Source organism: Streptomyces sp. NBC_00466, from assembly GCF_041433995.1.
Taxonomy (GTDB): domain Bacteria; phylum Actinomycetota; class Actinomycetes; order Streptomycetales; family Streptomycetaceae; genus Streptomyces.
Genome location: NZ_CP107896.1, coordinates 3952650 through 3976818 on the forward strand (window position 1 = coordinate 3952650; position 24169 = coordinate 3976818).

Sequence of the window (24169 nt, forward strand, 5' to 3'; positions counted from 1 at the left end):
CCTGCTATGTCAGTGATGCCTGCTGTGCCCGTGACGCCTGCTCGATGATGAGGTTGCCGTCCGTGTCCAGGCGGGCGACGGACAGGAGCCCCTCGCCCCTCGCGTACACCTTCTGCACCCGGCAGTCGAACCCGGGCGGCAGGTGTTCGACCGGCGCACGGTGCAGTGGTGTTCCTCCGATCTGCATCACCCGCAGACTGGACAGATCCTCTGCCGCGCCGGGCAGGGCGTCCAGCCACTGCGCGGCGATGGCCGGTACGACGGACGTGAACGTCACGCGTTCGCTTTCGATGGCGCGGAAGGCCGCTGCGGGGCCCGGGTCCTCGGTCAGGACGACCGTTCCTCCGGCGGCGAGAGTGCCGACGATGCCGGGGCAGCCGAAGGCGAAGTTGGACTCCGCCGGCAGAGCCGCCAGATACACGTCCTCCCGGGTGAGCCCGAGGAGTTCGCCGGTGGCGCGGGTCTGGTACGCGTAGTCGTCATGGGTACGCGGGATCAGCTCGGGCAGCGCGGTCGCTCCCGGCGTGGCCCCTCCGCCGGACGACAGGAAACCTAACGACGACGGGAAGCCGGACGACAGGAAACCGGGCAACAGGAAGAAGGCCACCGATCCGGCGTCGAGCGGCGGGTCCGGCTCGGGCGGGGCGTCGATGGAACTCAGCGGGAAGGACAGGCACCCGTCCGACGAAACGGAGAAGCCACCGGCCGGCGTACCGGTCCCGGACCAGGTGAAGACGCGCCGCAGGAGGGGGAATTCGGCGGAGATGCGGGAGGCCGTTCCGGCGTGGTCGAAGCCGCGGTAGGAATCGGGACCGACATAGCCGACAGCCCCGGTCCCGCGGACGAGACGGCTGATCTCGGCAGCACGGTGAGCGACGGGGCAGAACACCGGAATCGCCCCGGTGCGGAAGAGCGCGAACACCGAGACGACGAACTCGGGCACATTCGGCAGCTGCACCACCACCCGGTCTCCCGGACGGATGCCGCGCAGCCGGAGACCGGCGGCCATGCGGTCCACCCGCCGGTTCAGATTCGCGTACGTCATACGGCTGCCGCCGTGCACCAGGGCGGTCCGCGTGCTGTGTTCACGGGCCCAGTCCCGCAGCAGACCGCCGAGCGTGCGGCCCTGCCAGTACCCGGCCCGCCGGTAGCGTGCCGCTTCCTCGTCGGGCCAGGGGGTGAAGCCGTCAAGCATGGTTCCTGTCCTCCTGCGGGAGCGGGTGCGGAGACCCCGGCAGCCGGACACACCGCGGTGTCGGTCTCGGCGCGAACCTATGGCCGGACCACGGTGTACTCAATGAGAGTTCCGGTCGATATGTGCGCAACTCGGCTGGATGAAACCACAGTCGAGGGTTCCGGGTGCTCCCGCGCCGGGGGACAGGGGGGGCGTCCGCCCTCAGTGCTGGTAGAAGATCCGGTCGCCGTACTCCGCCAGCACGCGGCCGTTCCACTCGGGCCCGCCGTCGACATTGCCCGAGCGCAGCAGCGGTGGCTCGATGCCGCGGTGGGCCAGTTCGCCCGCCGCCGAGGCCATCATCGCCTGCATCAGCGCGCTGGTGACGACGGTCGACGCGGGCGCGAAGGGCGCCTCGACGCCCTCGGCGGTGAGCTCCGCGTCGCCCACCGCGATCCGGCTGTCCAGCACGATGTCGCAGTGGTCCTTGAGATACGTACCGGACGAGTGCCGTGACGTGGTCTCTTTCGTGTACGCCACCGACGTCACGCCGATGACCTTCAGGCCCAGGGCGCGGGCGCTCATCGCCATCTCCACGGGGAGCGCGTTGCGCCCGGAGAGCGAGATGACCACGAGGACGTCGCCCGCCGCGGCCGGACTGGAGTCGAGCACGGCACTCGCGAGACCGTCGACCCGCTCCAGGGCCGAGCCGAGCGTGGCCGGCCTGACGTCGACGCCGAGGGTGCCGGGGACAGCGAGCAGGTTCATCAGCGCGAGGCCGCCCGCGCGGTAGACCACGTCCTGAGCGGCGAGCGAGGAGTGGCCCGCGCCGAAGGCGAAGAGGCGGCCGCCCGCCTGCACGGTGTCGGCCATCGCCGAACCGGCCGCCGCCACGTTCTGTGACTCCTCGTCCCGCACCTGCCGCAGCAGGCCGATCGCGGCGTCGAAGAACTTGCCGGCAAGGCCGCTGCTCCCGCTGTTCTCGCTGCTCATGCGCATCACGGTGCGGTCCGTACCAGGGCGGTGTCAATACCGCCCCCGTCCTGCGCGGGCCGGTTGTCGGAGGTATGCGTCAGTATTGGATGAGGGCCATAGCGGTAGCGGAACATAGGGGCACGTATGAGTGGGCTGATCGACACTACGGAGATGTACCTCCGCACCATCCTTGAGCTGGAGGAGGAAGGTGTGGTCCCCATGCGGGCCCGCATCGCGGAGCGGCTCGACCAGAGCGGGCCGACGGTCAGCCAGACCGTGGCGCGCATGGAGCGTGACAGCCTGGTGGCCGTCGCGAGCGACCGGCACCTGGAGCTGACGGATGAGGGCCGCCGGCTGGCGACGCGCGTCATGCGCAAGCACCGGCTGGCCGAGTGCCTCCTCGTCGACGTGATCGGCCTGGAGTGGGAGCAGGTGCACGCCGAGGCCTGCCGCTGGGAGCACGTGATGAGCGAGGCGGTGGAGCGGCGGGTGCTGGAGCTGCTGCGCCACCCCACGGAGTCGCCGTACGGCAATCCGATCCCGGGCCTGGAGGAGCTGGGCGAGAAGGCCGAGGCGGATCCCTTCCTCGACGAGGGCCTGCTGAGCCTGGCCGACCTCGATCCGGGCGCCGACGGGAAGAACGTGGTGGTGCGCCGGATCGGCGAGCCCATCCAGACCGACGCCCAGCTGATGTACACACTGCGTCGCGCGGGGGTGCAGCCCGGCTCGGTGGTGAGCGTCACGGAGTCGCCCGGCGGGGTCCTGGTGGGTAGCGGCGGCGAGGCCGCCGAGCTCAACCCCGTGGTCGCTTCGCACGTCTTTGTGGCCAAGCAGTAGCCGGAGCGACAGCAGCAGCGACAGCAGTGGTGCAGAAGCACGGGGCCACCCTGCGCCGGGCGGACGGCTGCGGTCGGCCCGCGCAATGGTGCGGGAACGGCCCCGGCCGCACGTAACCCGTGCGAGGCTGGCGCCTATACCTGACGACGGTGCCAGGTCCGGACCTGACGCGGCCCGAAGCGGCCCGTCCGGTAGGGAGGGGAGCAGGTGCATGCGTCTGTCGCGGACTCGCCGGGTCCCACAGCGGGTCCCGTGCCGGGCCCCGCAGGGGGTCCCGCACCAGGAGGTCCCACACGCAGAGGGCCCCGGCGCTCGGAAGCGCCGGGGCCTGACCTCCCCGCGCCGACCTGGAGCCCCGAGCTCTCAAGGTCGGCCTGACCGGACCCTCATCCCCGAGTGGTCCGCCCCCCGCACAAAATCTCCCCCGGGCAGCAACCCTCAACCCTGGGGAGTTGTCACTCGAAGGTGGGGTGTTGAGGAAGGGAACCGCATTTTCGAATGCGAGTTCGATAGCCTGTGTGACGCGACATGGATCTACGGACGTGGATCCATGGACACGGATCCATGGACACGGATCCACGAGTCCATGGACACGGTCTGCGGATCTGCGGATTCATGGACACGGATCTACCACTGAGCGGCCTGCGGCAGGTGCGGACCGACCACCCGGGGGACTGAAGGGGGTGCCAGAACATGGTGCAGCGCATCGACGTGACCGGACCCGACGGCGTATGCCTTGCTGCCTGGGAGTTCGCCGACCCGCCCAAGGAGACCGACGGGGACGCCGAGCGCCCTCCCGGCGTCTTACTGCTGCACGGGCTGATGGGCCGCGCCTCGCACTGGGCCTCCACCGCCCGCTGGCTCTCCGAGCGGCACCGCGCGGTCGCCCTCGACCAGCGCGGCCACGGACGCAGCGACAAGCCCGCCGAAGGCCCGTACACCCGTGACGCCTACGTGGCCGACGCGGAGGCCGCGGTCATCCAGCTGGGGCTCGCTCCCGTGACCCTCATCGGCCACTCGATGGGCGCCCTCACTGCCTGGCAGCTCGCGGCCAAACGGCCGGACCTGGTCCGGGCCGTGATCATCTGCGACATGCGGGCCTCCGCCCTGGGGATAGCCTCCCAGCGCGAATGGGAGGACTGGTTCACGTCCTGGCCCGTCCCCTTCGCGACACTCGCCGACGTACGGAAGTGGTTCGGCGAGGACGACCCGTGGGTGGAGCGCCCGAATCCGTCCCGCGGTGAGTTCTTCGCCGAGGTGATGGCGGAGAGCGCCGACGGCTGGCGGCCGGTCTTCTCCCGCCGCCAGATGCTGAGGTCCCGCGAGACCTGGGTCTTCGAGGCGCACTGGGAGGAGCTGGCCCAGGTGCAGTGCCCGGCGCTGGTGGTCCGCGGCCTGGACGGCGAGCTGGGGCGGGCGGAGTCGCAGGAGATGGTCCGGGTGCTGCCCCGCGGTGAGTACGCGGAAGTGGCCGACGCGGCCCATCTGGTCCACTACGACCAGCCCGAGGCGTGGCGGGCGGCGATAGAACCGTTCCTGGACGCGGTGGTCGCGCAGTAGGGAGAAGCCGGCGGGCAGCCCCCGGCCCACCCCCCCCCCACACACACAGCTCACCCCTTGCTGACCGCCAGGAGGATCTCCGGCAGCCGGCCGGCCGCCTGGGGTGCGGCCGCGCGCAGGCCGCCCCAGGCCGCCGCCGCCCCGTACAGCGCGCCCAGCGGCAGCAGGATCCACAGATACGGCTCGTTGCCGGTGACATGCAGCGCGATCAGCAGGGCGATCACCGGTGAGCAGAGCAGGGCCGCCGAGACCATGCCGCCGAAGATGGAGATCCAGGCGAGCCCCGCCTGGCCCGGGGCGATGTTCTTGTGGGCGTTGTCCTGCGGGATGGAGTACGGGAAGCGGGCCGAGGTCACGGCGCCCGTCCCCAGCATCGCGCCGAGCAGTGCGAACGCCAGCCCCATCGCCTCGGGCAGCGCGCCCCAGTCGCTGAGCAGCCCGGCCGTGACCACCGTGACCAGCGCCGTGTACGGGACGGTGATCAGGGCGAGTGCCAGGGCGCGCGACCGCAGTTCGGCGTACGCGTCCCCGGGCGACGAGATGGTCTGCGCGACCATCCAGAACGCCGAGGTGTCCTGGCCGAACTGGTTGTACATCTGGATGCCGAGCATCCCCGCGGCGAAGCACGAGAAGTAGATGGAACCGCTGCCCTGCACCGCGTTGAGCAGCGGCACGATCAGCCCGATCGCGAGCGAGGCGATCCACGCGGCCTTGGTCTTCGGGTCGCGCCAGATATAGCGCAGGGTCCTGAGCATCACCGTGCCCGTACGGCCTTCGGGCAGCAGCCGCGAGAAGCCCCCCGCCGACTCCTTGCGGCCCGGCCCGGCCGCCGCGAGTGTCGAGCCGTCCGGCGAGGTCATCAGCCGGACGAGGGTGCGCCGCCAGGCACGGAGCATGATCACCAGGAAGGCCGCGGCGATGGCGAGTTGGGCCACGGCCGTTCCGTACGAGCCGGCGCTCGCCGAGTGGACCGCGCCGATCGCGGAGGCCGGCGGCAGCCACCGCACCACGTCCCCGGTCGGGTCGAGCGCGGAGAGCCCGCCGGCCCTGCCGAGCCGCTGCGCCCCGAAGTTGACCGCCTGGATACCGATCGCGATCACCAGACCGCTCAGTACGGCGAGATCGCGGCCCTTGCGCGAGGTGAGCAGCCGGACGTTGGCGGCGGCCACCGCCCGCGCCAGCGCCACACAGCTCAGCACGGTGAGCGGAACGGCGATGACGGCGGCCACCGCGGCCGCCGCGTTCGTCGCCACCGCGAAGGCGGAACCGACCGCCAGGCAGAGCGTGAACAGCGGTCCGATGCCCACCAGCGAGGCGGCGAGCAGGGCCCGTACGAGCGGTTCCGGACGCAGCGGCAGCATCACCAGACGGCTCGGGTCCAGCGTCTCGTCCCCGCCGGGGAAGAACAGCGGCATCGCCGCCCATCCCACCGCGAGCACCAGCGTGAGGATGACGGTCAGCGTGCCCGCGTGCGCGCGGCCGTGCAGCAGGACGAGGCCGAGGAGCAGCAGCACCGCGAAGAACAGGGAGACGGCGACCGACGCGATGTACGCGGCTCTGCGGCCCGACGACTGGCGCAGGCCGTTGCGGAGCAGGGAGAGCTTCAGCCGGATGAAGACGGCGGTGAGGGAGGGGGCGGGCCGCCGGGTGTCCGGGGCGGCGGCGGTCGTCGCGGTCATCGCGGGCTCCCGCCCAGCCAGTCGAGGCTGTCCCCGGCGTGCCTGCCGTGCGCGCCGACCAGTTCGAGGAAGGCCTCCTGGAGGGAGGGTGCCGTTCCGCGTACCTCCGCGAGCGGGCCCTGTGCGCGGATCCGGCCGCCCGCCATCACCGCCACCCAGTCGCAGAGCGACTCGACCAGTTCCATCACATGGCTGGAGAAGACGACCGTCGCGCCGGAGCGGGTGTAGCGCTCCAGCACACCGCGGATCGTCTGAGCGGAGACCGGGTCGACACCCTCGAACGGCTCGTCCAGGAAGAGCACTTCGGGGTTGTGCAGCAGCGCGGCGGCCAGCCCGATCTTCTTGCGCATCCCGGTCGAGTAGTCGACCACCAGTTTGTGCTGGGCGCCCGCCAGGTCGAGTACGTCCAGGAGCTGGGTGGCCCGTTTGTCGACCTCGGTGCCGGGCAGTCCGCGCAGCCGCCCGCTGTACGCGAGGAGTTCACGCCCCGACAGCCGCTCGAACAGCCGCAGTCCCTCGGGCAGTACGCCGATCCGGGACTTGACCGCTACGGGGTCCTGCCAGACGTCGTGGCCCGCCACTTCGACGGTGCCCTGGTCCGGCCTGAGCAGGCCCGTCACCATGGACAGGGTGGTGGTCTTGCCCGCGCCGTTGGGGCCTACCAGGCCGATGAACTGGCCCGCGGGCAGATCGAGATCGATCCCGGCGACCGCGATCTGCTCCCCGAACCGCTTCCACAGTCCCTTTACCCGTACGGCTGCCTGGTCCGGCATGGTGCAGCGCCTTTCGGAGTCCCAGCTCTTGCGCCCACCCTACGGTCGCTTGCCGCCAGGCCGGGCCCCGCACCGGGACCCGGTTTCCGGCCGCCCGCCGTACTCGACCCGCTGTCGGCGTCCCGGGCCCGACTCCCTACCGGCTACCGGTGGTCCGGGTTTCCTGGCCGCAGGCGTACGCGAGGGAGCCGGCCAGCTCGTCCGCGTCGGGCAGCCAGCGGTTGGCGGCCGTCGGCCGCCGCGCCCACTGCACGGCCCCGGCGGCCCCGACCCGGGTGGGCGGCGCCGCGACGTAGTCGCCCTTGCCACGGACCGCCAGATCGATCGTGGACGGCGCCCACCCCAGCCTCCGTACCAGATCAGGCACTTTGGCCCCGGCGCCCGGCAGTACGAAGAAGAGCATCCGGCGGTGGGGCGTGCAGGTCACCGGGCCGAGTGTGACGTCCATCCGCTCCATCCGGGCCAGCGCGAGGAAGCCCGCGGTCTCGGGCACGTCGATGGCGTCGAAGGTCCGCCCGGTCGGCAGCAGGATCGAGGCCCGCGGCTGCTTGGACCACAGGGCGCGGGCGGCGGTGGCGCTGCCGGTGGCCTCGGCCGCCCAGTCGGGGCGCGTGGGGTGTGCGCCGGGCGCGAAGCACGCGGCGTCCCCGCAGGAGCAGCGCTCGACACCGCCCCTCGCCTCCAGCCAGGTGCCGGGGAGCACGTTCCAGTGCCGCTCCTCCGCGTACCGTACGGCGCTGTCCAGCAGCAGTTCTGTGCGCTGCTGGGGGATCTGTGCGGCCTGCGTGCCCGTGCTGGTCTCTTTCACGAACAGCTCAACTCCCGCCGCCACCTGGGGTTACGGGGCCAACACGCCCGGGAGAGCGGTACTTTGACGGCATACGGGGCGCATGGAGGCATGGGCGGGGGCGCGCAGGCGAATGCACCCCCTGGAGGGGGTATCCCTCAGCAGGATGCAAGAAGAATGCCGGGATTACTCCCGTCTTTCACCGCATTCTCCCGACATTTCCCGGGCAGTGATCAACCCGACCGGATCAGTGATCGCCGCACGTATCAGGGGGTATTCATGGCCGCCAGGCCTCTCGTCGCCCGTCAGCCCAATGAACGGCTGCAGGCACTCATCCAGGAAGCCGGCTGCTCCAACGCCGGTCTCGCCCGTCGCGTGAACATGGTGGGGGCGGAGCGCGGTGTCGATCTCCGCTACGACAAGACGTCCGTCGCGCGATGGCTGCGCGGGCAGCAGCCGCGTGGCCGGGCGCCGGGCATCATCGCCGAGGCGCTGGGCCGCAAGCTCGGCCGTACGGTCACGATCGACGAGATCGGGATGGCCGACGGAAAGAACCTGGCCTCCGGGGTCGGGCTGCAGTTCTCGCCGACCGTGCTCGGCGCGATCGAGCAGGTCTGCGAGCTGTGGCGCAGCGACGTCGGGCGCCGCGACTTCCTCTCCGGATCCACGGTCGCCGCGTCCGCGCTGGTAGAGCCCAGCCGGGACTGGCTGATCACCGGAGCGGACCCGCAGGTGGCGCGGGCCGCCGGGGCGCGGGTCGGGCCGTCCGACGTCCAGGCGGTACGGGCGACGACCGCCGCGCTCACCGAGCTCGACCACCGGTTCGGCAGCGGCCATGTCCGGCCGATCGTCGTGCACTACCTGAACAGCGTGGTGTCCGGGCTGCTGGCCGGTTCGTACCGCGACGGGGTGGGCCGCGAGCTGTTCGCCGCCGTCGCCAGGCTGACCGAACTCGCCGGGTACATGGCGGTCGACACCGGTCAGCCGGGACTCGCCCAGCGCTACTACATCCAGGCCCTGCGGCTGGCCCAGGCGGCGGGCGACCGCGGCTACGGCGGGTATGTGCTGGCCGCTTCGATGAGCCACCTCGCGGCTGAGCTGGGCACCCCGCGCGAGATCGCGCAGCTCGCGCGGGCGGCCCAGGAAGGCGCGCGCGGGCGGGTCACGCCGCGCGCCGAGTCGATGTTCTACGCGGCGGAGGCGCGCGGCCACGCGCTGATGGGCGACGCACGGGCCACCGAGGCGGTGGCGGGCCGGGCCCTGGCGGCGATGGACCGCGCGGAGTCCGGTACGGACGCGGGCGACGACCCGGAGTGGATCGCCCACTTCGACGGCGCGTATCTGGCGGACGAGCTGGCGCACTGCCACCGCGACCTGGGCCAGGGCGCGGCGGGCGAGAGCCGCGCCGAGGAGGCCCTGGCCGGCCTGCCGGAGACGAAGGCCCGCCGCCGGGGGATCGGTCTGGTCCTGCTGGCCACGGCGCAGCTCCAGCAGCGAGAGGTGGAACAGGCCTGCCGGACGGGGACCCGCGCGGTGGAACTGCTGGGCACGGTGCGGTCGGGCCGGGGGGCGGACTATCTGGACGACCTGCGGGGGCGGCTGGAGCCGTTCGGGGAGGAGACGGTGGTCCGGGAACTGGGGGCGCGGATGGACATCCTGGCGGCGTAGTGGCCCGGGCGCCGGGGCGAAGTCGCCGAGGGAAGACGCCGAGGGAAGACGCCGGGGGAAGGGGAAGCGGAAGGAGGCGGCGGCGGGCCGGTGCCCGGGATCAGGAGGCTGTGCACCGCCCCGGCCCGTCCTGTGTGCGGGCTGTGGCAACCCGCGTACGGCAGGGGCGAGAACAAGCCAACCGGTCCGTGCGCGCACCTCCGCCGCCCCAGAAACAGCGCCGGGTGCCCCGCATGTGTTACATCGCACACCCCCATCCACCGCCCCGTGGCAGACGCGTCGGTTCACCCGGTAGCGTGAACCGACGATTCCGTAGGTCCACGTGCAGTAGGAGTCCCGGTGACGCAGAACGGACAGGGCGACGAGCCGCAGCTTCCAGCTGTGCGGCGCGCGCACGAAGGTGTCGTACTGCCGTCCGACGGGAGTGGTCCGTGGATCCCGGAAGTCGCGGGCGAGCACACGATCCCGGCCGGTGGCCAGCCGTGGGGCCAGCCCTGGGGGCCGCAGGACGGCGGACCCCAGCCGCCCCAGCAGCAGCCTCCGCACATACCGCAGCAGCCGCACCAGCAGCAGCTGCCCCCGCCGCCCCAGCAGCAGCTTCCGCAGCCGTACCAGCAGCAGGCGCAGCAGCAACCGCAGCCCCAGCAGCCGCAGTTCCCGCAGCACATGCCGCCGCAGCAACGGCCGTACGAGCAGCCGTACCAGCAGCAGCCGCCGGCGTCGCAGCCGCTGCCCCCCGCCGCGCAGCAGTATCCGTCGCACGGGCAGCAGCAGAACATGGCGCAGAACCCGGCACAGAGCCCGCAGATGCCGGCGCACAACCCGGCGCACAATCCCGCGCACGGTGCACCGCAAACCCCTTCGTTCGCACAGCCGTTGCCCCCCGAGGCCGTTCCGGGCGCAGGCGACAGCGATGCGACGCAGTTCATCGCCCCCGTCCCCGCGCCGCCCGGGAACCCGGCGGAGTCCACCCAGTACCTGGGCTACCACCAGCAGTCCGGGCCCGCTCCGGCAGCCGCTGGGTCCGACGCGGACCCCACGCAGTTCCTGCCGCCGGTCCCGCCCGCCCCCTCCAGCGCTCCCTACGGCATCAGACCCGGAGCCCCCGAGGACCGGCAGCCGCCCGCCGAGTTCGACAATCTCTTCCGTACGGACAACGCGGCAGGTCCGCAAGCAGCCGGTGAGACGCAGCAGTTGCCGCGCTTCGACCCCCAGCCTCCCTACGGCAACGCTCCGTACGGCGGCGGCGCCCCGCACAACGCGCCGCCCGGCAACGACCCGTACGGCCGGCCGCAGCAACCCGGCGCGCAGCAGCCGCAGTACGCCCCGGAGCCGCCCTCCCGGGCCGACGCCGGAACAGCCAGGCGCAAGTCCCGTACGCCGGTCATCGCCGCTGTCGTCGTCGGCTGCGCCGTCATCGGCCTCGGCGCCGGTGCGCTGCTCAGCGGAGGCGGCTCCGACAAGAAGGACGACCAGCAGCCCGCGGGCGCCACATCGACCACCGGCTCGAAGGCGGCCCCCGAGGCCGCGAAGGACCCGGCGCAGCCGCAGGCCGTCGCGCTCGACAAACTGCTCGCCGACAGCAACAACAGCCGCTCAGCGGTGATCGCGGCGGTCGGCAGCATCCGCTCCTGCCAGAACCTGCCGAAGGCGGCGTCGGACCTGCGTGGCGCGGCCAAGCAGCGCCACGCGCTGGTGACCCGGCTCGGCACGCTCTCGGTCGACAAGCTGCCGGACCACGCCAAGCTGACCGCAGCGCTGACCACGGGGTGGAACGCCTCGGCGACCGCCGACGAGCAGTACGCGGACTGGGCCCACGCCGTCGCGGCGAATGGCAAGAAGGAGTGCAAGCACGGCCATGCCAAGCGCACTCCGGCGGCCGGCCGCGGGGACGCGGCCAGCGGTCAGGCCACCGCGGCGAAGAAGGAGGCGTCGACCCTGTGGAACGCCATCGCGGACAAGTACAGCCTGACGCAGCGCAGGGGCGACCAGCTCTGACGGCCGGGGGACGACGGCGGGGACGGCCGCGCAGGCAGTCTCCGCCTCGCTTGACGCCTGGCTTGGCGAAGAACACAAAGGGCACAGGGGCGGGGCGCCCCCCGCCTGTCTCACTCCGACAGTGACGCCTTCTCCAGCGTCGGCCCCACATCCACGGCGCCCTTCCGCAGTGCCACCAGCCGCCCCCCGCGCACCACTTGGCAGGTCACCCGGTGGTTCACCAGCCGGGGGAAGTCCCGCGACGCCAGCATGTCCTGGAAGCGCCACCGCAGGGTGGGGGTGAGCCCCCCGGTCCGCACGGCGAGCCCGCCGTCGAGCGCCCCGGTCAGGTCGTCCGCCGTGACGTGGTCCTTGCCGAGCGACTCGATGACCTCCTTCAGCGCGGTGTACGCGATCCAGGTGGTCTCCACGCCGGCGTCGGCCGGGTCGACCCTGTTGTCGTTGAAGGCGTACTTGTCGATCACGTCGCGCATCGGCTGCCAGCGCGGATCCCCCGCCACCGGGTACCAGCCGGTGATGTACGCGCCCTCGTACGGCCCGTCCTTGCCGCCCGTGCTGTCGACCAGGCCCTGCCCGACGCTGCCCAGCACCGAGGCGATCCGCACCTGCCGGCCCGGCCCCTCCGGCGGGCCGGACCCCTCCTGCCGTCGGAACGAGTCGACGAACGTCTGCGTACGGTCGCCGAGCACCGCACTCACACACCCCGTGCCGGTCCCGCTGCCGGTCGTCCCGCCATCGGTCGTCCCGCTGCCGGAGGACAGCGCGCCCGGCGTGCCGGCCCCCGTGCCAACGGCTCTGAGCGCCTCGGCGGCCTGCGCGCCGTACTCACTCGCGTCCTCGGTGGTGGGGATGTCCTCGGCCGGGCCCCGGCCGCCCTCCCCGAGACCGGTGTCGAGGAGGTTCGGCAGCTCGTCGCCGTCGACGGTCTCGGGCCTGACCAGCGCGACCCGGTCGCAGTCCCGGGCGAGCTGCCGCCCGCTGCCCGCGAGCAGGGACGCCTGGCCGCCGTTGACCGGGTAGGAGAGCGCGGAGCGGAACTCCTCGCTGGAGACGCCGTATCCGCCGATGTACGGGATGCCCGCCGCTTCGAGCGGCGGCATGAACGACTGGCCGTAGAGGCTGTACGAGCCGACGACCGCGACCACGCCCTCCTTGACCGCCCGCTCGGCGCAGTTCCCGGCGCCTATCAGGTCGTTGTGGTCGTTGCAGGTGAGGACGCGGAGCCGGTGGCCGTCGATACCGCCCCTGGCGTTGACCCAGCGGGCGTAGGCGGCGGCCATGGCCGGCATCCCCGGCATATTGGTCGCCCGGGTGGACTCGGGGGCCCAGGTCATGACGGTGACGGTGTCCCTGGACCCGCCCTGCTCCCCGGGCAGCGACCCGCAGCCGGCGACCAGCGAGGAGGAGGCCCCGGCTGCGGTGCAGAGCGCGAGGACGGTGAGGGAGCGTCGCCAACCGGTCATGGTCGGAAACCCTGCCGCCCCGCGGGTAACGCGGCGGTGGCCCGACCTCAACGCTGGGTGACGGCGGAGTGAATTACGGGGGTCCGGCAGACTCCGTCCGGCGGGAACGTACGATCGAAATTGTGCAAGGTTCCCCGAACGCTTCCCGCCGCGCCCGTCGCTCCACCACCATGGACGGCATGCCGTTGACTGACATGCCGTGGTGGCGCTGGCGCGCCAATGTGCGCTCCGCGCTGCATATGCTCTCCGATCCGGCCTTCCACCAGGAGTGCTGGCTGGCGGGCCGGGAGGAGTACGGGGACATCACCGACGCCGTGTACCGGCTGGTCGAGGACACCTGGCTCGACAACTGGTCCGCCGAGAAGTACGTCGGGACGGTCTTCCGGGACTCCGGTGAGGCCGCACTCGTGGACGTGGCCGTGCTCCGCGTGCTGCGCATCATGCACCAGGTCGGGGCAGATGCTCCCGTATCGGTCTATATGGAGCACCACGGCTGGCCGGAGGCGGTACGGGCCGCGCGCGAGGCCCATATCCGACTGGCGGCTGCCGACGGTGACGACCCCGATGTGGCGCCGCGCACCCTGGAAGTGCTCCGCATCGTGACCAGGGCGGCCTGACGGCCGACGGTTGTGGCACCCTGCTGTCATGACCGACCAGTACGTCCTCACGCTTTCCTGCCCGGACAAACAGGGCATTGTGCATGCCGTGTCGAGCTACCTGTTCATCACGGGATGCAACATCGAGGACAGCCAGCAGTTCGGGGACCGGGACACCGGCCTCTTCTTCATGCGGGTGCACTTCGCTGCCGAGCAGCCGGTGTCCCTGGAGAAGCTCCGTGCGAGTTTCGCCGCCGTCGGTGACGCCTTCGACATGGACTGGCAGCTGCACCGCGCCGAGGACCGGATGCGGATCGTCCTGATGGTCAGCAAGTTCGGCCACTGCCTGAACGACCTGCTCTTCCGCTCCCGTACGGGCGCGCTGCCCGTCGAGATCGCCGCTGTGGTCTCCAACCACCAGGACTTCGCCGAGCTGGTCGGCTCGTACGGCATCCCCTTCCACCACATCCCGGTGACGAAGGACAACAAGGCGGCGGCCGAGGCCGAGCTGCTCGACCTGGTCCGCAGGGAGAACGTCGAGCTGGTGGTGCTCGCCCGCTATATGCAGGTCATCTCCGACGACCTCTGCAAGGCGCTGAACGGCCGGATCATCAACATCCATCACTCCTTCCTGCCGAGCTTCAAGGGCGCGAAGCCGTACCACCAGGCACATGCGCGGGGCGTGAAGGTGATCGGGGCGACGGCGCACTATGTGACGGCCGACCTCGACGAGGGGCCGATCATCGAGCAGGAGGTCGAGCGGGTGGGCCACGAGGTCACCCCCGACCAGCTGGTCGCGATCGGGCGGGACGTGGAGTGCCAGGCGCTGGCGCGGGCGGTGAAGTGGCATGCGGAGCACCGGATCCTGCTGAACGGGCACCGCACGGTGGTGTTCACGTAGGCGCGTGGCCGCCGTTCGTTGGGCCGAGCGGACTTCGGAAGGAACGAAGTCCCGGAGAACGCACTCCGGAGAACCCTCCGGAGGGACGCACTTCAGAAGAACGCACTCCAGTAAGGAAGTTCCGCCATTCCCATCGAGGCACTGCAGATTCCCACCCCCGACGGCCGGGCCGACGCTTTCGCCGCCTTCCCCGACGACGGCGAGCGGCACCCGGGCGTCCTGATGTACGCGGACGCCTTCGGCATCCGCCCCGTGATCCGGGAGTTGGCCCGCGAACTGGCCGGGCACGGGTACTACGTGCTCGTCCCCAACTTCTTCTACCGGCACGGCCCGACACCGCTGTTCGACCTTCCCGAGCGCATCGGTGAAGAGGCCAGGACCGGGCTCATCGCCCAGCTGATGCCCTTGATCAAGGCGCACACCGCCGAACGCGTCCTGAGCGACGCCGACGCCTACCTCACGTTCCTCACCGGCCGGCCCGAGGTCGCCGCCGGACCGGTCGCGGTGACCGGCTACTGCATCGGCGGCCTCCTGGCGATGCGTACCGCCGCGGCCCACCCCGGCCAGGTGGCCGCCGTCGCCGGATTCCACGGCCCCGTGGGCACCGACGCGTCCGACAGGCAGCAGCTCCTGTCCACGCTCACCGCCCAGGTCCACCTCGGCCACGCCGCAACCGACTTGACGCCCGAGACCCTCGGCGAGCTCAACCAGGCCCTGGACGCCGCGGGTGTCGACTACACCTCGGAGATCTACCCCGGCACCATCCACGGCTTCACCATGTCCGACACCGACGCCTTCAGCCCCGCCGGACTGCGACTGCACTGGGAGCGCCTGCTCCCCCTGCTCGGCCGCACCCTGGCCAACGGCTGAGCCCGGCTGCCGCGCTGCATCACCCTGCCGCGCTGCATCCTGAAGCGCTACATCCGGCTGAGCGACGCCGCGGCGAACAGCACGTCCCGGATGGCCTCGCGGTCGCCCTCCTGCCCGGCGACCGCCTCCTCCGGCTCCACGTGTCCCGCCGCCAGTTGGCAGAACTCCACGCCGTCCAGGGCGACATGTGCCACCGCGTGGTCCGGTGAGCCCTTCGTGGCGGGGGAGTCCAGGGCGATGTACCAGTCGCCGCCGCCCGCGCCCTCGATCTCCAGTCGCAGCGAACGGCCCGGCTTCCCTTCCGGCACCGGCCCGCGGGCCGGGCTCGCCAGTCCGGAGCGGCGGCGGCCCGCCAGCGTGGTGGGCAGCATCCGGGCCGCCAGGTCGATCATGAGGTGGAGATGGGACGAGGCCGGCGGGTCGTACGGATAGTCCACGGCGTCCGCGATGTCCCCGGCGTGCAGCCAGCACTCGAAGGCCCGGTCCAGGAGCGAGTCCCGCAGCGGCAGGCTGAACTCCCCGTACGGTACGGAGACCTCCGGGACGTCCTGGCCCGCGAAGGAGACCGTACGGATCAGGGCGTGGCTCCGCTCGCGCCACGGCTCGCGGATCGTACGGCCCGGGGGAGCGGCGAGCGCCCGCCAGTACCGCTCGGTGCGCTCCGCGGGGGAACGCGGCGGCTCGCTGCCCGGGATCCCGTCCAGTCCGTCGTCGAGGCCGAGCGCGGTCGAGACCAGGCCGTCGACGGTCAGCAGATGGCCGATGACACCGGCGACGGTCGTCCGCCGGGAGGTGGCGTGGTCCTCCTCGTACCACTTCAGCCGTACCGGGGCGTGCCACTCGGCGCCGCCGAAGTCGTTCAGCAGGGCGTCCAGCCTGGCGGTCTCCGCGTCGTACGGCGCCGCCCACCCCGGGACCGGGATCCGGGCCGGCCTGCGGCCCAGGCAGCCCTGGAGCACCCGTGACCGCAGCAGCGGGTCGAGGTCGAGGTTCCGTTCGGTGTGCAGCAGCGCCACGGCGTCCCGCAGCCGCAGCGCCTCGTCCGCACAGGGCGCGCAGTCGGTGAGGTGGTCCTCGACCGCCTCGGTCTCCTCGGGGGAGCAGGCCGCCAGCGCCCAGGCGCCGAGCAGCGACTTCAGGACCTTGTGCGAGAGCTTCACCGGCGGCGTCGGGACAGGAGGCGTCGGAAGGAAGGCCAGGTCGTCGGCGGCCTCGCGCGGTCCCGGTATCCGAGACGGCAGGTCCTCGTCGGGGCGTCCGGCCGGCTCCTCGGCGGCGCCCGTCACAGGGCACGGCCGTATCCGGGCGGGGAGGCCCCTTCGGCGGGCCGGGTGTTGGCCGTGGAGAGCAGCTGGAGCCCGAGCCTGAGCCGCCGCCGTGCCTCGTCCTCGGTGACTCCGAGGTCGGCCGCGGTCTGGCGGTAGTCCCTGCGCTGGAAGTACGCGAGCTCCAGCGCGGCGCGCAGCGGCGCGGGCATGGACGTCACGATGTAGTCGGCGCGGGCCGCAGCCGACGCCTTGCGCACCTTCTGCTCAAGCTCTTCCGTCTCCTCAGTGGTGGATTCACCGCGGGCGGCGAGAGAGGCGGTCTCGGCCTGGCGCAGCCGCCTGACGGCCTGGCGGTGGGCGAGGGTGGCCACCCAGGAGCGCATGGAACCGTGCTTCGGCTCGTACTCCTCCGGGTTCTCCCAGACGTGCACGAAGACCTCACGCGTGACGCGGTCGGCCGCGTCGTCGTCGTCCAGCACGCGGTGGGCCAGGCTGTGTACGAGGGAGGCGAAGCGGTCGTACAGCTCGCCCAGCGCGGCTGCCTCACCCCGCGCGAGCCGCTGCTGCATCCTGCGGTCCCACCGGGGTGGTGCGTCCTTCGGCATGAGTCCCCCAAACATCTGCCCCTCGTCCCTTTCGACAGTAACCGCAGGGCCTGCGGAGTGCGCCTGTTTGTACCAAGTGCGGTCGCGGAGCGGTCCGGGGTGATAGTGAGGCCCCGCGGTTCACACACCTGTCCGGCCATTTGACCGGCCACGTCGATGGTGACTTGGTGTGATCTCTTCTGTGCGGAATCGTCCGCGTGTTTATGGTGGGGACGGTGTTTCATGAGCGGTCGGTGGGGCAGCCGCCCGTGTGGAACGCAAACTTCCGGATCTTACCGGACCGGCAGACCGACAGCGGAGAGGTCCAGTCCCGTGATGCTGAACGTGATCGAAGCCGAACGCGGTGTATGGCTCGTCCTGCGCATATCGGGCGAAATGGACCTGGTGAGCTCCCCCGAGGTCCGGCAGCGGGTCCATGACGCGGTGGCCGTGGGCTGCCACGACGTGGTGCTCGACCTGTCGGACGTGGTGTTCTGCGACTCCAGCGGCGTCGGTGTACTGATCGCGGCCCGCAGACTGATGCGCTCCTGCCAGGGCCGGCTGCGCCTGATCCTGCCCGGCGGCGGCGAAGTGGACGGCCTGTCGGGCCAGGGCGGCGCCGCACATGTGAACAAGGTGCTGGCGGCGCTGGGCGTCCGGCGGCTCTTCGAGGTGTACGCGGACGTGTCCGACGCCACGGCGGACGACGCGCAGCCGATCTCGGCGTAGCGGGGCCCGGACCTGCCCCGGTCGTGGCCCGGCGGCGCCGGGTGATCACGCCGGGTTCGCGCCCGGAGTGCGCTTGATCCCGCGCCGCACGAGCAGCTCGCGACGGGTGACCGGGGTGACCGGGCGGTGCCCCACCACCGGTACCGCCGACCGCACTTGAGTGACGGAGCGTGTGAGTACGAGGTCCGTATCCGTGGCCGTCCTGGCGGGGATTTTCGCACAGTGCCATCTACGCACAGGTGCTGAGAGACCGGCTGGACCGAACGGGTGTGCGCTCGGCCTGTTGTGCATGACACAGCGGGAACTGGGTCACTGATCGGGTCAGGACCGAGGACTTCCGAGAAGGGTGTGTGCGGTGGGCCGTGCGCTGATTGTCGTCGATGTGCAGAAGGACTTCTGTGAGGGTGGCAGCGTCCCGGTGAAGGGCGGTGCGGACCGGGCCGCCGCCATCGCCGAACTCGTACGGGCCTCGGCGGGCAGCCAGTACGAGCAGATCGTCGCGACCCGGGACCACCACTACGACCCGGGCAGTCACTTCTCCGACCATCCGGACTACAAGAACTCCTTCCCCGTGCACTGCGTGGCCGGCAGCGAGGGAAGCGACTTCCACCCCGGCTTCGCGTCCACTGCGGACTCGGACGTGGTCGACGAGGTCTTCTTCAAGGGCGCCCACTCCGCGTCGAAGAGCGGCTTCGAAGGCGCGACCGAGAACGGCACACGGCTGGCCGACTGGCTCCGCGCCCAGAACATCACCGATGTCGACGTGGTCGGTATCGCCACCGACCACTGTGTGAAGGCCACCGCCATGGACGCCGTCAAAGCGGGGTTCGCCGCACGTGTCCTGCTCGACTACACCGCGGGCGTCGCCCCCGACACCACCGCCGAGGCCCTGACCGAGATGCGGAGCGCGGGCATCGAACTCACCGGTCAGCCCGTCGTCCACAGCTGAGGTCCGGCCGGGGCCCCGGCCTGCTGCGGGGCCCGGTCTACGTCGGACTGCCGTACAGGGTCATCTCGGCGATGCCGGCGATGGTCTGGCCGCCGCCTCCGGTGACGTCGGTGATCACGGCGCGGACGGAGCGTATGCCGGTGGCGGTGAACGTTTCGGGGAGGGTGGTCTGGCCGCTGCGGGTGAGCTGGTTCAGGACAGTGGTCCAGGAGCTGCCGTCGGTGGAGACCTGCAGGTCGTAGGTGTAGGTGCTGCTGTCCTTGCCCCAGTGGACGCGGACACCGGCCAGTGTGAAAGGGACGGCCAGTTCGGCGGTGAGGGTCTGCGGGGTGGAGGGGCCGGAAGCACTCCAGCCGGTGCCGAACGTGGTGTTGCCGTCGAAGGCCTTGTCCGGTTCGAAGCCGGGAGCGTAGCTGGAGGCGGTCACGGTCGTGATCCGGTCACGGGCGATCTCCGGGCCCGGGGCGACCGGGGGCGCACCGCCCGTGGTGCCGGGGGGTATCGCGCGGAACTCCCGGATGCCGGGAATGTGCCCGGCCGCGGAGCGGATGTCGACCCGGACATGGCGTGTTGTGGTGTGCACGCTGTGGGTGACCGTGCCGGCCCTGGTGGTGTTGGTGGTCTCGTCGACCGCGGTGGTCCAGGTCTTCGCGTCGTCGGAGGTGAGAATCGAGTACTGGCAGGCGTCCAGCGCTGTGGCCCAGACGATTTGGAAGCCGTCGAGGGGGAACCGCTGGTCCAGGTCGACCTGCCACCACGCCGTGCCGGTTCCGGCGGCGAGCCATTGGGTGGTCTCGTCGTCGTCCACGGCATTGCCGGGCATGTTGCCCGTGCCCTGCGCCGTACTCGACGCGGTGGTCTTTTTGAACAGTGCCGGGTTCTGGGTTCCCTGGTCCTCCAGGGTGGCGATGTCCTGCCACGCGCTGTGGTGTCCGTCGGCGACGGCTGGTGCGGTACTGGGCCGGGTCTGCAGCGTGTGATGGGCGGCGCGCAGGCCGTCGGCGGTGACCGTGACGGTGACCGGGCCGCTGCGGGTGCCGGTGGCGATCAGCGCGTAGCCGATTCCGGCCTGCACCTTCTGGGTCTCCACGGCGATCCGCGGGATGCCCGCGCCGACCAGGTTGCCATGGCCGGCGACGCTGACCGCGACGGTGTGAGCGGAGTCCGGGACCACGGTGCCGTGTTCGTCGACGACCTTGATGAAGACGGGCATCAGGTCACGGCCGTCGGCCACCGGCTGGATGCGGGACAGCGCCTGGGTGTAGGTGCGGAGCGTCTGTACCCAGGCGGTGGGGAGCGGGCTGCCGCGCAGCATCCCCAGGTGGCGGACAAGTGACGGCAGTTGGTCCGGGCTGATCCGGTCGAGCAGCGGGGCGACGTCGTCCGGTCCGGCCGCCCCGCCCAGGCAGTGGGTCAGCAGTTCGGTCAGCGCGTCGCGCACTCCCGCGTCGTCGGGTTCGATCTCTATGTGGTGAGCGGCACCGGGCGTGCGCACGGTGTGGGTGGCGATCCGCTTGCCGTGGAGGTAGCCCTCGGCGGTGAGTTCACCCGCCCGGAAGGACGGCAGGTCGAAGAGGTAGTACGGGCTGCCGCCCTTGGCAGCGACATGCGGCGCGGTCGCGGCGTTCTCGGCCCGGGTCCTGGCTGCCAGCAGTTTGCCGTCCCGGTAGAGCCGCACGGTGTCGGCGTTGCTGAAGACCATGACCTTCCGGCTGGACGACGCGGTGTAGGCACTGGCGATGTGGACCACGGGTCCGAGGCCCGTGATGTCTTCGGCCGGCCGCATCGATTTGAGCCAGTGGTAACAGAACTTGGGGTAGCGGTCGATGTCGACCACGCCGGACTTCTGGTAGACGTCGTTGGTTCCGTAGTCCTCGAAGACCCAGAGGAAGTAGCCGCCGATACGGTCGTTGGCGTCCAGACCGCCCCAGTCCCAGTAGCCGTCGCCGTTGAGATAGCGCTGCCGGATCTCCACCTGCTGTATCAGGGCGCTCTCACCGTCGTCCCGGCCGGCTCGGGACGGGTCCTCCCAGTCGCCCCATTCGCGGGTCAGGAACGGCTTCGTGGGGGCCGGGTCGGAGCCGTCGGGGTTGACGACCTTGTAGTTCACGTCGTAGTGCTGCCGGCCCCACTCACCGAAGTCGGCGGCGGTGAACATCTGGTCGGACGGCATCTCCGCGTGGGCGATGGCGGTGGCCTGCCGGGCCCAGGACTCCGGTACCGCGGTCTCGTTGAGCGCGGTCTCCCACAGGATGACCGAGGGGTGGTTGCGGTCCCGGCGGATCATACGGGCGATGTCCGCGTGCGTGCGGTCGACGAACGTCGGGTCGCCGTTCCAGTACTGCCAGCCGGGCTCGCAGGCCACCACCAGCAGTCCGAGTTCGTCGGCCGCGTCGAGGAACGCGGGGGCGTGCGGGTAGTGCGCGGCCCGTACCGCGTTGAAGCCGCCCAGTTTGAGCCGCAGGGCCTCGCGGTACTGGAGTGAGGCCGGTGCCGCGTCGCCGATGTAGGCATAGTTCTGATGGCAGTTGGCGCCGCGCAGATAGAGCCGTTCGCCATTGAGCCAGAAGCCGTCCGCCCGGTAGTCGATACGGCGGATGCCGGTCATCGTGGTCAGCGAGTCGGTGGGGTGGCCCTCGCACGAGACCCGGCTGTCCAGCCGGTACAGGTGCGGGTGGTCGGGGTGCCACAGTTCGGGCCTGCGGACGGTGAGGTTCTGGACGAAGTCGTGTCCCTCGCCCGACGCGGTGTTCGCCGTCGCGGTGGCGTCGGCAACAGCCGTACCGTCCGGCGCGAACAGGGTGGATGTCAGCGTCACGTGGCGGTCCGCGCGGGTGCCGTTGCGTACGTGTGTCCTCACCTCGAGGCGCGCGGATTCGGTGCTCGCTGCGAGGCAGGTGACGAACACACCACCGCCCGCGACCCGGTCCTCCTGCAGCGGGTCCGTGATCCGGACCTGATCGGTGACCCGCAGTGTGACGTCCCGGTAGATCCCGCCGTAGGTGAGGAACCCCAGCTCGTCACGGGGCTTGCCCGGCGGCGTCAGCGGATCGTCCGCGTTCGACACCCGCACCGCGAGGACGTTGTCCCGGTCGAAGAGGGCGCAGTCACTGATGTCCACGCCGAAACCGATGTACCCACCGTGGTTCCCGGCCAGTCGCACGCCGTTGAGGTAGACGTCGCAGTCGGTCTGCACGCCTTCGAACCGCAAGGTCAGCCGCTTGCCCTGGTCGTGCGGATCGATCCGGAAGTACCTCCGGTACCAGCCGACACCCGCGAACACCCCGTACGCGGAGGGGCTTTTGCTCTCCAGCCGCATCGTGTGCGGGACCGACACCGCCGCCCACCGGGAGTCGTCGAACCGGCCGCCCTGGGCTCCTTCCGCGTCCTCGCGCCAGAAGGCCCAGTCGGTGTTGAGGCTGAGTTCGCGGCGCTCCTGGGGCCGGGAGCGGTCGACAGCACCGGCCGGGCTGCCGGACACCAGGGCCACACCGATGCCGGCAAGTCCCCCGAGAAGTGCGTGCCTACGGCTGATGTCGAGTGAGGATCTGTCCATGGTGCCGCCACTCCCCGTCTGTGCGTTGAGGGTTTCCGGAGCAGTCCAGGGCAGGGTTCGGTACCGCCGGGTGTGACGTCGGCGATGCAAAGGGCATGCGTGACTCTGTTTGGTACTGCTCAACATCGCGCAGATTCGCGCAAGTTCAGACGGGCTGTCAAGGGAGTTGACACAAGAACCAACACCGTCCAGAAGAAGCGCCAGGGAGCGGAGAGCCGGGCGTCACGTCAGCCGTACAACTCCCGCAGCTTGTACTTGAGTACCTTCCGCAGCGCGTCGTTGCGCGGCAGGGCGTCCACCAGCTCCAGCTGCTCCGGCAGTTTGTGCACGGAGAGGCCCTCGCCGCGCAGGAACACCGACATGGCGGCCAGCGTCAGGTCATCGGCGCCCGGCCGCCGCTCGACCACCGCGCACACCCGCTCGCCGCGCTCCTGGTCAGGGAGTCCGACGACCGCCGCGTCCGCGACCGCCGGGTGCTGGTGCAGCAGGTCCTCGATCTCCTTGGCCGAGATGTTCTCGCCCTTGCGGATGATGATGTCCTTCATCCGCCCGGTCAGCACCAGATGGCCGGTCTCCCTGAGATGGCCCACATCGCCGGTGACCAGGAAGCCGTCGGCGTCGAAGACACCCGTTGCCTGGGCCGGGTCCGAGTACCCCTGGCAGACCGCCTCGCCGCGCAGCCGCACCTCGCCGTCGACCCCCGCGGGCACCGGTTTGCCCTCCGGGTCCACGATGCGGATCTCCATCCCGGCCGGTGGACGGCCCTCCGTGGTGGCGAGGTTCTCGGCCGTGTCGTCGGGGGCGCCCATGGTGATCATGGGGACCTCCGTCATGCCGTAGCCGTGCGTGAGCTGGACGCCCATCTCCCGTACCACCGCGTGGTAGATCTCCGGCGGCTTCGGCGCACCGCCGCCGGCCAGCAGCCGCAGGGTGGGGACCAGCCGCTGTCCGGGTGCCTTGCGCTGCTCGGTGAGGAACATCGAGTAGAACGCGGTGGAGCCGCCCGCGACCGTCACCCCGTGCCGGCGGTACTCGGGCAGTGCCGTGTCCATCGCGAAGTGCTCGAACAGCACGGCGGGGAAGCCGTACAGGAGCAGCATCACCGTGTAGTCCGGGCCGCCGATGTGTGCGAAGGGGAAGGCCATTGAGCCGACGTCGTCCGCCGTGAGGTGCAGGGCGTGGGCGAGGCAGGAGCCGCCCGCGATCAGTGAACGGTCGGTGTGCAGCACGCCCTTGGGGTCGGACGTGGTGCCGGACGTCCAGTAGATCCAGCGGACCGCCGTGCCGTCGGCGGGCGGCGGCGGGAGTACGCCGGGATCGCCGTCCGGGAGCGTGCCGTACGCCTCGAAGACGCCCCGGGCGCCGAGCCGTTCGGCCATGGCCGTGTGGTCGTGGCCGCGCCAGGTGCCCGGTACGGCGAAGAAGTCCGCCCGGGACTCGCGGAGCGCGAAGCCGACCTCGCGGTCCCGGTAGAACGGGATCACCGGCGACTGGACGGCGCCGAGCCTGGCCAGTGCGAACGAGAGCAGCACCGTCTCGATCCGGGTAGGCAGCTGCCAGGCGACCACACTGCCCGGCCGCACCCCCGTCCCGTACAGACCGGCGGCGACGCGCTCGGCGCCGTCCCGCAGCTCTCCGAACGTCAGGGTGCGGTCGCCCTGGAGCAGGACGGGCCGGTCCGGGGTCAGTCCGGCGCGGCGGTCGACCAGCTCCCACAGCGTGCGGGATGCGCCCAGTGCGTGTGCGGTCTCGTCCATGCCCCGAACTCCCATGCCCCGAACTCCCTCACGCCCACGAGCTAG

19 protein-coding genes are annotated in these 24169 nt (G+C 71.2%); 9 read left to right on the forward strand and 10 right to left on the reverse strand.

Features of this window, described 5'->3' with window-relative positions; all coding sequences use genetic code 11:
• Window positions 1–4 precede the first annotated feature (4 nt).
• Both OG210_RS17745 and OG210_RS17750 read right to left on the reverse strand, forming a co-directional pair.
• Entirely contained in the window at window positions 5–1195 is a 1191-nt protein-coding gene (locus tag OG210_RS17745) for an AMP-binding protein (protein WP_328327844.1), read from the reverse strand.
• Between the two features lie 201 nt (window positions 1196–1396).
• Window positions 1397–2167, reverse strand: coding sequence for an SIS domain-containing protein (locus tag OG210_RS17750; RefSeq protein ID WP_328327842.1), 771 nt, complete (start codon window positions 2165–2167; stop codon window positions 1397–1399).
• Window positions 2168–2293: 126 nt separating this feature from the next.
• Between OG210_RS17750 and OG210_RS17755 the strand changes: the two genes are divergently transcribed.
• Together OG210_RS17755 and OG210_RS17760 are read left to right on the forward strand one after the other, a co-directional pair.
• Window positions 2294–2986 carry a metal-dependent transcriptional regulator gene (locus OG210_RS17755; protein WP_328327840.1) on the forward strand — a complete coding sequence of 231 codons (693 nt, stop codon included), beginning with the start codon at window positions 2294–2296 and terminating at the stop codon, window positions 2984–2986.
• A 693-nt stretch (window positions 2987–3679) separates the two neighbouring features.
• A complete protein-coding gene (locus OG210_RS17760; RefSeq protein ID WP_328327838.1) occupies window positions 3680–4546 on the forward strand; it encodes an alpha/beta hydrolase in 867 nt (288 codons plus the stop codon).
• A gap of 50 nt (window positions 4547–4596) precedes the next feature.
• Here OG210_RS17760 and OG210_RS17765 read toward each other — a convergent pair whose 3' ends face one another.
• The 3 genes from OG210_RS17765 to OG210_RS17775 all read right to left on the reverse strand — a co-directional run bounded on the left by OG210_RS17765 (window position 4597) and on the right by OG210_RS17775 (window position 7806).
• Window positions 4597–6225, reverse strand: a complete 1629-nt coding sequence (locus tag OG210_RS17765; protein WP_328327836.1) for a transporter — start codon at window positions 6223–6225, stop codon at window positions 4597–4599.
• The gene (locus OG210_RS17770) at window positions 6222–6998 is read right to left on the reverse strand and encodes an ABC transporter ATP-binding protein (protein WP_328327834.1); all 777 of its coding nucleotides are present in this window, start codon (window positions 6996–6998) and stop codon (window positions 6222–6224) included. The genes OG210_RS17765 and OG210_RS17770 overlap by 4 nt, the downstream gene beginning before the upstream one ends.
• 136 nt (window positions 6999–7134) lie before the next feature.
• Window positions 7135–7806: a bifunctional DNA primase/polymerase gene (locus OG210_RS17775; protein WP_328327832.1), complete on the reverse strand. Its 672-nt coding sequence runs from the start codon at window positions 7804–7806 to the stop codon at window positions 7135–7137.
• A gap of 258 nt (window positions 7807–8064) precedes the next feature.
• On the opposite strand from OG210_RS17775, the gene OG210_RS17780 reads away from it, so the two are divergent.
• The gene (locus OG210_RS17780) at window positions 8065–9453 is read left to right on the forward strand and encodes a transcriptional regulator (protein ID WP_328327830.1); all 1389 of its coding nucleotides are present in this window, start codon (window positions 8065–8067) and stop codon (window positions 9451–9453) included.
• A 339-nt stretch (window positions 9454–9792) separates the two neighbouring features.
• Window positions 9793–11451 (forward strand): hypothetical protein, encoded by a 1659-nt coding sequence (locus OG210_RS17785; RefSeq protein WP_328327828.1) that lies wholly within the window; start codon window positions 9793–9795, stop codon window positions 11449–11451.
• A gap of 110 nt (window positions 11452–11561) precedes the next feature.
• On the opposite strand, the gene OG210_RS17790 is transcribed toward OG210_RS17785, so the two are convergent.
• A complete protein-coding gene (locus tag OG210_RS17790; protein WP_328327826.1) occupies window positions 11562–12914 on the reverse strand; it encodes an ABC transporter substrate-binding protein in 1353 nt (450 codons plus the stop codon).
• 170 nt (window positions 12915–13084) lie between these two features.
• Here OG210_RS17790 and OG210_RS17795 point away from each other — a divergent pair, with 170 nt between their 5' ends.
• The 3 genes from OG210_RS17795 (at window position 13085) to OG210_RS17805 (ending at window position 15281) form a co-directional block, all read left to right on the forward strand.
• Window positions 13085–13531 carry a hypothetical protein gene (locus OG210_RS17795; RefSeq protein WP_328335476.1) on the forward strand — a complete coding sequence of 149 codons (447 nt, stop codon included), beginning with the start codon at window positions 13085–13087 and terminating at the stop codon, window positions 13529–13531.
• Between the two features lie 28 nt (window positions 13532–13559).
• On the forward strand, window positions 13560–14411 hold the full coding sequence (gene purU, locus OG210_RS17800; RefSeq protein WP_328327824.1) for a formyltetrahydrofolate deformylase: 852 nt from the start codon (window positions 13560–13562) through the stop codon (window positions 14409–14411).
• Between the two features lie 126 nt (window positions 14412–14537).
• Window positions 14538–15281, forward strand: a complete 744-nt coding sequence (locus OG210_RS17805; RefSeq protein ID WP_328335475.1) for a dienelactone hydrolase family protein — start codon at window positions 14538–14540, stop codon at window positions 15279–15281.
• Between the two features lie 47 nt (window positions 15282–15328).
• On the opposite strand, the gene OG210_RS17810 is transcribed toward OG210_RS17805, so the two are convergent.
• Window positions 15329–16567: a maleylpyruvate isomerase N-terminal domain-containing protein gene (locus tag OG210_RS17810; protein WP_371537607.1), complete on the reverse strand. Its 1239-nt coding sequence runs from the start codon at window positions 16565–16567 to the stop codon at window positions 15329–15331.
• Window positions 16564–17154 carry a sigma-70 family RNA polymerase sigma factor gene (locus OG210_RS17815; RefSeq protein WP_328327822.1) on the reverse strand — a complete coding sequence of 197 codons (591 nt, stop codon included), beginning with the start codon at window positions 17152–17154 and terminating at the stop codon, window positions 16564–16566. Before OG210_RS17815 ends, OG210_RS17810 begins: the two co-directional genes overlap by 4 nt.
• 312 nt (window positions 17155–17466) lie before the next feature.
• Here OG210_RS17815 and OG210_RS17820 point away from each other — a divergent pair, with 312 nt between their 5' ends.
• Both OG210_RS17820 and OG210_RS17825 read left to right on the forward strand, forming a co-directional pair.
• Window positions 17467–17862 (forward strand): STAS domain-containing protein, encoded by a 396-nt coding sequence (locus OG210_RS17820; RefSeq protein WP_328327820.1) that lies wholly within the window; start codon window positions 17467–17469, stop codon window positions 17860–17862.
• Window positions 17863–18217: 355 nt separating this feature from the next.
• The gene (locus OG210_RS17825) at window positions 18218–18811 is read left to right on the forward strand and encodes an isochorismatase family protein (RefSeq protein WP_328327818.1); all 594 of its coding nucleotides are present in this window, start codon (window positions 18218–18220) and stop codon (window positions 18809–18811) included.
• Window positions 18812–18848: 37 nt separating this feature from the next.
• On the opposite strand, the gene OG210_RS17830 is transcribed toward OG210_RS17825, so the two are convergent.
• On the reverse strand, window positions 18849–22367 hold the full coding sequence (locus OG210_RS17830; protein ID WP_328327816.1) for a discoidin domain-containing protein: 3519 nt from the start codon (window positions 22365–22367) through the stop codon (window positions 18849–18851).
• Window positions 22368–22594: 227 nt separating this feature from the next.
• Complete coding sequence (locus tag OG210_RS17835) at window positions 22595–24124, reverse strand: AMP-binding protein (protein WP_328327814.1); 1530 nt, start codon at window positions 24122–24124, stop codon at window positions 22595–22597.
• Window positions 24125–24169 lie beyond the last annotated feature (45 nt).

Excerpts from the sequence above, each read along its gene's own strand:
- OG210_RS17760 (WP_328327838.1), top strand. The coding sequence starts at position 3,680 with ATGGTGCAGCGCATCGACGTGACCGGACCCGACGGCGTATGCCTTGCT.
- OG210_RS17795 (WP_328335476.1), top strand. The coding sequence starts at position 13,085 with ATGGACGGCATGCCGTTGACTGACATGCCGTGGTGGCGCTGGCGCGCC.
- OG210_RS17835 (WP_328327814.1), bottom strand. The coding sequence starts at position 24,124 with ATGGACGAGACCGCACACGCACTGGGCGCATCCCGCACGCTGTGGGAG.
- OG210_RS17790 (WP_328327826.1), bottom strand. The coding sequence starts at position 12,914 with ATGACCGGTTGGCGACGCTCCCTCACCGTCCTCGCGCTCTGCACCGCA.
- purU (WP_328327824.1), top strand. The coding sequence starts at position 13,560 with ATGACCGACCAGTACGTCCTCACGCTTTCCTGCCCGGACAAACAGGGC.
- OG210_RS17815 (WP_328327822.1), bottom strand. The coding sequence starts at position 17,154 with ATGCCGAAGGACGCACCACCCCGGTGGGACCGCAGGATGCAGCAGCGG.
- OG210_RS17780 (WP_328327830.1), top strand. The coding sequence starts at position 8,065 with ATGGCCGCCAGGCCTCTCGTCGCCCGTCAGCCCAATGAACGGCTGCAG.
- OG210_RS17750 (WP_328327842.1), bottom strand. The coding sequence starts at position 2,167 with ATGAGCAGCGAGAACAGCGGGAGCAGCGGCCTTGCCGGCAAGTTCTTC.
- OG210_RS17830 (WP_328327816.1), bottom strand. The coding sequence starts at position 22,367 with ATGGACAGATCCTCACTCGACATCAGCCGTAGGCACGCACTTCTCGGG.
- OG210_RS17745 (WP_328327844.1), bottom strand. The coding sequence starts at position 1,195 with ATGCTTGACGGCTTCACCCCCTGGCCCGACGAGGAAGCGGCACGCTAC.
- OG210_RS17755 (WP_328327840.1), top strand. The coding sequence starts at position 2,294 with ATGAGTGGGCTGATCGACACTACGGAGATGTACCTCCGCACCATCCTT.
- OG210_RS17765 (WP_328327836.1), bottom strand. The coding sequence starts at position 6,225 with ATGACCGCGACGACCGCCGCCGCCCCGGACACCCGGCGGCCCGCCCCC.
- OG210_RS17770 (WP_328327834.1), bottom strand. The coding sequence starts at position 6,998 with ATGCCGGACCAGGCAGCCGTACGGGTAAAGGGACTGTGGAAGCGGTTC.